The following is a 473-nucleotide window of genomic DNA, read 5'->3' on the forward strand; positions in this document are numbered from 1 at the left end:
ATGATGTCCTTCTTCATGTGGTCGATCAGCTGCGCGGAGTCTGCGCCACGCGCTTCCCGGACAGCCTGTAGAATCCGCGCCTTGGTAAGCCGTCCGAGGAACTCGACCGTGGGCGCCCAGCCGGCGTTGACCATGTCGAACTGGAGCGAGCGGCCAAGCACGTCTACATGCTCGAGCGCCTTCGCTCGCCTGTTCCAGGGTTCGACCACCGCATTGAGGGTCAGCGAGACGCAGTGAGCGAAAAGCGCCTTGCGGCTTGCTTCATCGAGGCCGAGAAGGAAGTCCCACAGGCCTTCCGCCTCATCGGGCAAATCGCGGTCCCAGGCTTCGTGCCGCTCGGCGATCTCCTTGGCCCAGGAGGTCTCGGCAAGACCGTCAACCTGGCTGAAGCTGCCGCTCTTCATGCTGATCTCCAGGCACGTGTTCGGCGCGAAACGATAGAAGACCTGCAGGACGAAGGCATGGAGTGCGGC

General features: G+C 63.0%; 1 pseudogene. It reads right to left on the reverse strand.

From position 1 onward, the window contains the following. A pseudogene (locus tag EN750_RS38570) lies at positions 1-404 on the reverse strand (DNA-binding protein); the annotation flags it as partial. Positions 405-473 lie beyond the last annotated feature (69 nt).

Origin of the sequence: Mesorhizobium sp. M7A.F.Ca.ET.027.03.2.1 (genome assembly GCF_003999175.1) — a bacterium.
Taxonomy (GTDB): domain Bacteria; phylum Pseudomonadota; class Alphaproteobacteria; order Rhizobiales; family Rhizobiaceae; genus Mesorhizobium.